Annotated in this window: 6 protein-coding genes and 1 pseudogene; 4 read left to right on the top strand and 3 right to left on the bottom strand. The window is 71.7% G+C overall.

What is annotated here, in order from left to right; all coding sequences use genetic code 11:
• The 4 genes and pseudogenes from HMPREF3165_RS11770 to HMPREF3165_RS11755 all read left to right on the top strand — a co-directional run.
• Window positions 1-217: pseudogene (locus HMPREF3165_RS11770) on the top strand (zinc transporter); the annotation flags it as partial.
• A 564-nt stretch (window positions 218-781) separates the two neighbouring features.
• A complete protein-coding gene (locus tag HMPREF3165_RS11765) occupies window positions 782-3,559 on the top strand; it encodes a DEAD/DEAH box helicase (RefSeq protein WP_070513774.1) in 2,778 nt (925 codons plus the stop codon).
• 198 nt (window positions 3,560-3,757) lie between these two features.
• Window positions 3,758-5,491, top strand: a complete 1,734-nt coding sequence (locus tag HMPREF3165_RS11760; RefSeq protein WP_070513772.1) for an ABC transporter ATP-binding protein — start codon at window positions 3,758-3,760, stop codon at window positions 5,489-5,491.
• A gap of 20 nt (window positions 5,492-5,511) precedes the next feature.
• Window positions 5,512-7,692 (top strand): ABC transporter ATP-binding protein, encoded by a 2,181-nt coding sequence (locus HMPREF3165_RS11755; RefSeq protein WP_070513770.1) that lies wholly within the window; start codon window positions 5,512-5,514, stop codon window positions 7,690-7,692.
• 48 nt (window positions 7,693-7,740) lie between these two features.
• Here HMPREF3165_RS11755 and HMPREF3165_RS11750 read toward each other — a convergent pair whose 3' ends face one another.
• The 3 genes from HMPREF3165_RS11750 to HMPREF3165_RS11740 all read right to left on the bottom strand — a co-directional run bounded on the left by HMPREF3165_RS11750 (window position 7,741) and on the right by HMPREF3165_RS11740 (window position 8,878).
• Entirely contained in the window at window positions 7,741-8,115 is a 375-nt protein-coding gene (locus HMPREF3165_RS11750; RefSeq protein ID WP_070513768.1) for an Rv3654c family TadE-like protein, read from the bottom strand.
• Window positions 8,112-8,426, bottom strand: coding sequence for a TadE family type IV pilus minor pilin (locus tag HMPREF3165_RS11745; protein WP_070513766.1), 315 nt, complete (start codon window positions 8,424-8,426; stop codon window positions 8,112-8,114). Before HMPREF3165_RS11745 ends, HMPREF3165_RS11750 begins: the two co-directional genes overlap by 4 nt.
• A gap of 200 nt (window positions 8,427-8,626) precedes the next feature.
• On the bottom strand, window positions 8,627-8,878 hold the full coding sequence (locus tag HMPREF3165_RS11740) for a DUF4244 domain-containing protein (RefSeq protein ID WP_083303316.1): 252 nt from the start codon (window positions 8,876-8,878) through the stop codon (window positions 8,627-8,629).
• Window positions 8,879-9,053: the final 175 nt, after the last annotated feature.

The following is a 9,053-nucleotide window of genomic DNA, read 5'->3' as shown; positions in this document are numbered from 1 at the left end:
CCCCCACCAGACGGTCACCCACCACTACCAGCACACCGCCACCGGCGTCACCACCACCCTGACCACGACCTGGACCACCCGGTTCCGCCCCGCCGGCGAGAGCCAGTGGCGGCCCATCGAGGGCACCATCACCACCACCGAGACCTCCACCCCCTACGACCTGGTCCGCGTCATCACCTACCTCACCGACGACGCAGAAGAAGCCCAAGGCCACTAACCCCCACACCCAGCACACGCGGCCGCACCTCAGACCACCAGGCTCACTCCACAAGCGGTGTCACAAACGGCGACTTTTAAGAACACCCCTGGCCAATAACATCGCACCCTGGCACATATGCGCCGGTCAGAGCCCCACAGGCCCAGGCACTCCAGCCGACGGACACCCCAAAAGTCGCCATCCGTGACACCAAGGCCTCGCAGCGCACCGCCGAGACCCCCACTCAACCCTTAGCGGCTAAGCCCCAGACCCCAACACTCACTGCCGGCGAGCCTCTGCCGAGTAGCAGGGGAGCGCCTTCTTGCTCTCAGCCCCCAGCACAGGCAGCCGGAGGATAGGCCGCCGGATCGCTTCGCAAGTGGTGTCACCGCGGGCGACTTTCAAGAGCACACCTGGCCGTTGGCCGTCGCGCTCCGGGACATACACGCAGGTCAGAGCCACACAGGCCCGGGCGCGCCAACCGATGGACGGCCTAAAAGTCGCCAAACGTGACACCAAGACCCCACAACCCACCGCCGAGACTCGACGGACGCCTCCATCCGCCGGTGGTGCACACTGTTTCCCATGGCAGACGGGACCGCACGCGACCTCACCGGGCTCCTGGAGTCCATCGGCGGGCGCGACGGCCGGCTCGTCCACCTCCAGCGCACCCCGGCCCGCCCCGGCCGCCACGCCGACTGGCCCGAGTGGGCGGACCCCGACCTCGTGGCCGCCTACCGCCACATCGGCGTCGAGCGCCCCTGGACGCACCAGGTCGCCGCCGCGCAGTCCGCCCACGCCGGCCACCACACGGTCCTGGCCACCGGCACCGGCTCGGGCAAGTCCCTGGCCGCCTGGCTGCCGGCGCTCTCCGACGTCCTAGCGGCCCAGTCCCCCGGCGCCGACTCGCGCATCTCCGCCCACGGCAGGCGCCCCACCACCCTCTACCTCTCCCCCACTAAGGCGCTCGCCGCCGACCAGGCCGCCTCCCTGGGCCGGCTCATCGGCGAGCTCGAGGCCGTCCAGCGCAAGGCCGGCACCCCCACGGGCTCGCTGCGCACGGTGCGCGCCGGCACCTGCGACGGCGACACTCCCCTGCCCGAGCGAGACTGGGTGCGCGCCCACGCCGACGTCGTCCTGACCAACCCCGACTTCCTCCACTTCTCGCTGCTGCCGGGCCACGAGCGCTGGAACCGCCTCCTGCGGGGACTGCGCTACATCGTCATCGACGAGTGCCACGCCTACCGCGGGATTCTGGGGGCGCACGTCGCCCTCGTGCTGCGTCGCCTCCTGCGGCTCGTGGCGCGACTGCGCCCACGCGGCCCGCAGCCGGTCGTCCTGTGCGCCTCGGCGACGGCGGCCGAGCCGGCCCTCACCACGGCCCGACTCATCGGCGCCGCACCCGACGACGTCGTGGCCGTCACCGAGGACGCCGCACCCGCCGGGGAGCGCACCCTGGCCCTGTGGCAGCCGGCGCTGCGCGACCCCTGGGTGCTGCCGACCCCCGATGAAGGCGGGCCGGCGTCCGCAGGCACCCCGAACCCTGGCGCACCCATGGACGTCGGCTCCTCCCCCGACGCGCCCCGGCCCGCACGCACCAACGGCGACACCCCCTGCGCATCGTCCCCGCAGCGCGCGACGGAAGCCGCAACCCCACCCGGCAGTACCGAACCGGACTCGGGCGATCCCGGTGAGGATCCCTCGGCGCGACGCAGCGCCGTCGTCGAGGCCGCCGAGCTGCTCGTGGACCTGCTGAGCGTGGGCGCCCGGGCGCTGGTGTTCGTGCGCTCGCGTCGCTCGGCGGAGGTCGTGGCCGAGCGGGCCCGCCACACGCTGGGGCTCTCGCTGCCCGAGCTCGTCGGCACGGTGTCGGCCTACCGCGGCGGCTACCTGCCCGAGGAGCGCCGAGCCCTGGAGGCCGACCTGCGCTCGGGCCGGCTGCGGGCCCTGGCCACCACCAACGCCCTGGAGCTGGGCATCGACGTCACCGGACTGGACGCGGTCCTCATCGCCGGCTGGCCGGGCACGCGCGTCTCGCTGGGGCAGCAGGCGGGCCGGGCCGGACGCGCCGGGACCCGCGGCCTGGCCGTCCTCATCGCCTCCGACAACCCGCTGGACGCCTACCTGGTGCACCACCCCGAGGCGGTCTTCGCCGCCCCCGAGGCCACGGTCTTCGACCCGGCCAACCCCTACGTGCTCGCGCCCCACCTGTGCGCCGCCGCCTCCGAGGCTCCCTTGCGGACCTCGGACCTGGCCCTGTTCGGCCTGTCCGACGACGCCCTGCTGCGCGAGTTGGAGGGTCGGGGCGCACTGCGGCGTCGGCCCACGGGCTGGTTCTGGAACGTGAACCTGCCCGGGCGGCCCCAGGACCTGACCTCCCTGCGCGGCGACGGGCCGCCCGAGGTGCCGGTGGTGGAGGCCGACACGGGCGTCGTCATCGGCACGGTGGACGGCGCGGCCGCCGACTCCACCGTCCACGAGGGCGCGGTCTACGTCCATCAGGGGCGCGTCTACGTGGTCGAGGAGCTGGCCGACGACGTCGCCCTCGTGCGACAGAAGGCAGCGGTCGGCTACCGCACGAGGGCCCGGTCGCGCTCGAGCGTGCGCATCATCGCCGAGCGCGAGCAGCAGGTCTGGGGCCGGCCGGGTCAGACGACACCGGAGGACCGCCGTGAGCCGTCGGCGCGCGAGCCGGAAGAGCCGGCCGGTCCCAGCGACGGTTCCAGCGGCGGCTCCATCCCGGCCAGTTCTGCCCCCGGTGATGTCCCCGAGCCCCCGGGCGCAGGCACCATCACCTGGTCCTTCGGCTCGGTGGAGGTCACCAGTCAGGTGACCGGCTACCAGCGGATGGCGCTGCCGGGCGGCGAGGTCGTCTCCCAGCACGCCCTGGAGATGGACGAGCACGTGCTGCCCACCGCCGCCGTGTGGTGGACGATCCCGCAGGAGGTCTGCGAGGCGGCGGGCCTGGAGCCCACCGACCTGCCCGGGGCCCTGCACGCGGCCGAGCACGCGAGCATCGGGATGCTGCCGCTGCTGGCCACGTGCGACCGCTGGGACATCGGCGGGCTGTCAACGGCGATGCACCCGCAGACGGGGGCGCCCACGGTCTTCGTCCACGACGGGCACGCCGGCGGGGCGGGCTTCGCCGAGCGCGGCTACCGGGCCGGGCGCGACTGGCTGGAGGCGACGCTGGCCGTCATCGAGGGCTGCGGCTGCGCGAGCGGCTGCCCCTCCTGCGTGCAGTCGCCCAAGTGCGGCAACAACAACGAGCCCCTGGACAAGGCCGGGGCTGCCGTCCTGCTGCGGCTCCTGCTCGAGGCGGCGCCCCAGACCCCCTCGACCCCAGTGACCAGAGGCAACTGAGCTCCGACCTGCTGCTTGGCGAGTCGCACCTCGCAGAAGCAGCGGCGACGTCGTCCGACACGGTCAATCCAGCCGCCGGACCTGACGGGACGTGAGCCCGCCCCCCCTACGCGGGCATGACCAAAATTTATAAGACGCTCTCCCTCATATTCATGAGATGCTCGCCCTCACGCACCGTGAGGCTGATACGTTGCCAGCATGCTCCTTCGATTGCTGCGCACGCACCTGCGCCCCTATACCGGGTTGCTGGTGTGCGTCCTGGTGCTTCAGTTCGCACAGGTGATGGCCTCCCTGTACCTGCCCACTCTCAACGCCGACATCATCGACAAGGGTGTGGCCACCGGGGACTCCGGATATATCTGGCGGATGGGCGCGTTCATGCTGGGGGTGAGCCTGGCCCAGGGCGTGTGTTCGGTCGCGGCGACCTACCTCGCGGCGCGCGCGGCGATGAGCATGGGCCGGGATCTGCGCGGCGAGGTCTTCGACCGGGTCAGCGGCTTCTCCGAGCGGGAGATCTCCGCCTTCGGGGCGGGCTCGCTCATCACCCGCAACACCAATGACGTCCAGCAGGTCCAGATGCTGGTGATGATGAGCGCCACGATGCTGGTGACGGCGCCGGTCATGGCGGTGGGCGGCATCGTCATGGCGGTTACGCGCGCCCCGGGCCTGTCGTGGCTGATCGGGCTGTCGGTGCCGGTCCTACTGGTCGCGGTGGGCCTCATCGTGAGCCGGATGCTGCCCCTGTTCCGCTCCTACCAGGACAAGCTCGACGCCATCAACCGGGTGATGCGCGAGCAGCTCACCGGCATCCGAGTGATCCGCGCCTTCGTGCGCGAGGAGGCCGAGACCGAGCGCTTCGAGGACGCCAACACCGATATAGCCCGGGTCGGCGAGCGCGTGGGGCAGCTATTCGTCCTGCTGTTCCCGCTGGTGATGCTGGTGCTGGACGTGACGATCGTCGGCGTCATCTGGTTCGGCGGCCACCAGGTCGGCGACGGCGACGTGGAGGTCGGCACCCTCATCGCCTTCATGTCCTACCTCATGCAGATCCTCATGGGCATCGTCATGGCGAGCTTCATGACGATCATGATCCCGCGCGCCGCCGTGTGCGCCGAGCGCATCAGCGAGGTGCTGGCGACGCCGCCGACCATCACCTCCTCCCCCGACGCCGTCGACACCTTCCCGGCTCCCGGGACGGTTGAGATGCGGGGCGTCACCTTCGTCTACCCCGACGCTGACGCCCGCGTCCTGGCGGAGGTGAGCTTCACGGTCCAGCCCGGGACGACCACGGCGATCGTCGGCTCGACGGCGTCGGGTAAGTCCACGGTGGTGCGGCTGCTGGCGAGGCTGCTGGAGGCCAGCAGCGGGCAGGTGCTCATCGGTGGCACCGACGTGCGTGAGGCCGACCCCGAGGCATTGTGGGCCCAGATGGGGCTCGTGCCCCAGCAGCCCTTCCTGTTCGCCGGGACCGTGGCCTCCAACCTGCGCCTGGGGCGCGAGGAGGCCACCGACGACGAGCTGTGGGAGGCCCTGGAGGTCGCCCAGGCCAAGGACTTCGTCTCCAAGATGGACGGGGGCCTCGAGGCACCCATCGCCCAGGGCGGCACGAATGTCTCGGGCGGTCAGCGTCAGCGCCTGGCCATCGCCCGGGCCCTGGTGCGCCGACCTGACATCCTCATCTTCGACGACTCCTTCTCGGCCCTGGACGTATCCACTGACGCGCGGCTACGCGAGGCCATGGGGCCGGCGACGGTCGGCATCACGAAGGTGATCGTGGCCCAGCGCGTCTCAACGATCGTCGAGGCCGACCAGATCCTCGTCCTGGACGGCGGCCACCTGGTGGGTAGCGGCACGCACACTGAGCTGCTGGCCACCTGCGCCGTCTACCGCGAGATCGTCACTTCCCAGCTCGGAGCGGAGGCCGCAGCATGAGCAGGAACACAAGCAGCCCCATGGGTAGGAACACCAACGAGAACGCCGACAGGGGCAGCCGCAAGAAGGCCGGGAGCGGTGCGAGTACCGCCGCGAGCGCCGTCGTCGCCCCCGATGAGCTCAGCGAGGAGGACCTCAAGCTGGCCGCTGAGGCGCAGGCCGCCTCGGGCGACTGGCACGACGGTCCGCCTCCGGGCAAGGCCGAGGCCTTCTGGCCCTCCTTCAAGCGGATGGTCGGGCTACTGGGCGCCTACCGAGTCTCCCTGATGATCGTGGCCCTGGCCGCCGTGGGAACGGTGGTGCTGGCGGTGGCGGCCCCCAAGGTGCTGGGGCAGGCCACCAACGTCATCTTCGAGGGCGTGGTCTCCACGATGCTGCCGGCCGGCACCACCAAGGCCCAGGCCATTGAGGCCCTGCGGGCGCGGGGGATGGATGACTTCGCCACGATGCTCTCGGCGATGGATGTCATTCCCGGCGCGGGCATCGACTACACCCGCCTGGGCCGGATCCTGACAGTGGTGCTGGGCCTGTACGTGGGTTCGGGCCTGCTCAACTGGCTTCAGGGCTGGCTCATCAACCGCATCACGATCAAGGCCCTCTACCGGCTACGCGCCCAGGTGGAGGACAAGGTCCACCGCCTGCCGCTGAGCTACTTCGATACCGTCCAGCGCGGCGAGCTGCTCAGCCGCCTGACCAACGACGTCGACAACGTCACCAACACCCTCCAGCAGTCCCTGTCCGGCGCCCTGACCGCGATCCTCACGGTGGTGGGCGTGCTGGGGATGATGTTCTCCATCTCCTGGAAGCTGGCGCTGGTGGCACTCCTCATGTTCCCGCTCATGGGCGTGGTCTTCGGGGTGATCGGGCCGCGCTCGCAGAAGGCCTTCACCCACCAGTGGGCCCGCACCGGCAAGATCAACACCCGAGTGGAGGAGTCCTTCTCCGGGCACGCCCTGGTGCAGGTCTACGGGCGCACGGCCTCGGTGCGCGAGGCCTTCGCCGCCGAGAACGAGGAGCTGTTCCGGGCCTCGCTGCGCGCCCAGTTCCTCTCCGGGATCATGATGCCGATCATGCTGGTCATCGGGAACATCAACTATGTGGCCATCGCGGTGGTCGGCGGCGCCATGGTCGCCTCCGGGTCACTGCGCCTGGGCGACGTGCAGGCCTTCATCCAGTACTCCCAGCAGTTCTCCCAGCCCCTGGGCCAGCTCGGCGGCATGGCCACGGCCGTGCAGTCCGGGACCGCGAGCGCCGAGCGGATCTTCGAGCTGCTCGACGCCGAGGAGGAGCGCCCCGACGACGTCGCACCGGGGAGCGCCGGTGCCGCAGGTACTGCGGGCACCGCGGGCACCGCGGGCGCCGATGCCGCCGGGGAGGCCGCGGGTGCCAGCCGGGCCGCGGGGACCGGCCCCAGTGCCACGGCGGCTTCACCGAAGAGCCCGGCAGGCCCGGGCATCATCGAGATGGAGCACGTGCGCTTCTCCTACAGTCCGGAGGTCGAGCTCATCCGCGACCTGTCGCTGCGGGTGGACCCCGGGCACACGGTCGCGATCGTGGGGCCCACGGGGGCGGGCAAGACCACCCTGGTCAACCTGCTCATGCGCTTCTACGAGCTCGATGGGGGACGCATCCTCATCGACGGACGCGACATCGCCACCATGACGCGCCACGACGTGCGTCGCCGCACCGGCATGGTCCTGCAGGATCCGTGGCTGTTCGCCGGCACGATCCGCGAGAACATCCGCTACGGGCGGCCCGGGGCCAGTGATGAGGAGGTCGAGGCCGCCGCGAGGGCGTGCTTCGTCGACCACATCATCAAGGCCCTGCCGCAGGGCTACGACACGGTTCTGGAGGAGGACGCCGCCAACATCTCCGCCGGCGAGCGCCAGCTGCTCACGATCGCGCGGGCCTTCGTGGCCAACCCGGCCGTACTCATCCTCGATGAGGCCACCAGCAGCGTGGACACCCGCACGGAACTGCTGGTCCAGCAGGCGATGAACGCGCTGCGCGAGGGCCGCACGAGCTTCATCATCGCTCACCGCCTGTCCACGATCCGCGACGCCGACACCATCCTGGTGATGGAGCACGGCGACATCGTCGAGCAGGGCAGCCACGATGAGCTCATCGCGGCCGGCGGCGCCTACGCGCGCCTCCACGCGGCCCAGTTCGCGGGCGGCGCCACAGTCGCCATCGAGGACTGAGGCCTGGGAGCTCCGGCGCCTCGTGTTGACACCCGGGCTCGGGCCGGTTCACGGCGTGGGCGGGGCGTCGACGGGGCCAGCGCGGGCCTGGGCGGTGGCCTGGCGGGGTCGGCCGAGGATCGTCGTCGGGACGGCGACGCTGACGGTGACGTCCTCACCGGCCACGGAGCAGGTGCTCACCGAGGCGCCATTGGCTGCAGCCACGCGCTGCGCCATGGCGCAGGGGTCGCCCGGGGCGACGACAGAGGACAGGACCGTGGCACCGGAGATGGCGGCGAGGTCGGCGGCGGCCCTGGCCCGGCCGGTGGCGCTCTGGGCCTGGATGAGGCCCGCGATGCCGACTGCCGCAACCAGCAGTACGGCGATGACGCCGAGCGCGTAGACGGTCCCCGAGCCGCGCTCGTCACAGCCGGGGCGGTTCATGGGCTGCTCGGTTCGGTGTAGGTGCAGGCGCGGGCGCGCGCCGTCAGGCCCAGCCCGCCCAGGGGACCAGGGACGGGTCGGGCGGCGGTGACGCAGGTGAGCTCGCCCTGCTCAACGCCGAGGCTCACCCCTCCGGCCACGCGCTGGGCGGCGCCGGCGTAGTCCTCCTGGCCGATGGCGGCCTGACGGGTGGCGGTGCGGGCAGCGTCGGCCACCCGCAGCTGAGTGACGCCAGCGCTGACCGCCGCCAGCACCATCAGCAGGACGAGGACGACGGCAGGCAGTGACAACGCCGTCTCAGCCGTCACCATCCCCTCCTCTCCTCCTCCGGTGCACCCGCCCTGGTCGCCGCCCCAGCGGCCTCGTCGGGGCCGGCGACCAGGTGAGGGATGCGGTTCCGCGCGGCCGGAAGGCCGGCGGGAAGCGGGACCCGGGCGGCAACGTCGGCCACCGCCGGGTACCCGGGCCACTCGGGGGCGAGCGCGCCCACCTGCTGCGATGACAGCGCACATCACACCGAGAGCGCCTGCTCGATGATGGACCGCAACGCCCCGCTCAGGCTGCCCGAGCGCATGAGCGCCAGCAGCAGGCCGGCGAAGGCCGCGGCCGCCAATGTGCCGATGGCGTACTCGGCGGTAGCCATGCCCTCCTCCTTGCTCGTCAAGCGCCGCAGGAGCGCCGGCAGCGTCGAGGCGTCACTCGGGCGGGCCAGCATCACGCTGGTGCGCAGGGTACGCAAGGTGGTCCGGGTGGGTCTCCTCATGGTGGTTCTCCTCTGATCGGTGGGGACCAGCGCACCGCCGCTCCCCAGCGGGCGCCGTGCCCGCCCCACCAGCATCGGGCCGCCCCAAGCCGCCGCGCTCAGGGGCTTGTCAGCCCTGTGGAGACCACCTGCAGTCCCGGCTCTGTGGCATCGGGGACCGCCTGAGCCCTGGCCG

Origin of the sequence: Actinomyces sp. HMSC08A09 (assembly GCF_001807465.1) — a bacterium.
In the GTDB taxonomy this organism is placed as follows: Bacteria; Actinomycetota; Actinomycetes; order Actinomycetales; family Actinomycetaceae; genus Actinomyces; species Actinomyces oris.
This window is presented reverse-complemented; position numbering and strand designations above follow the sequence as displayed.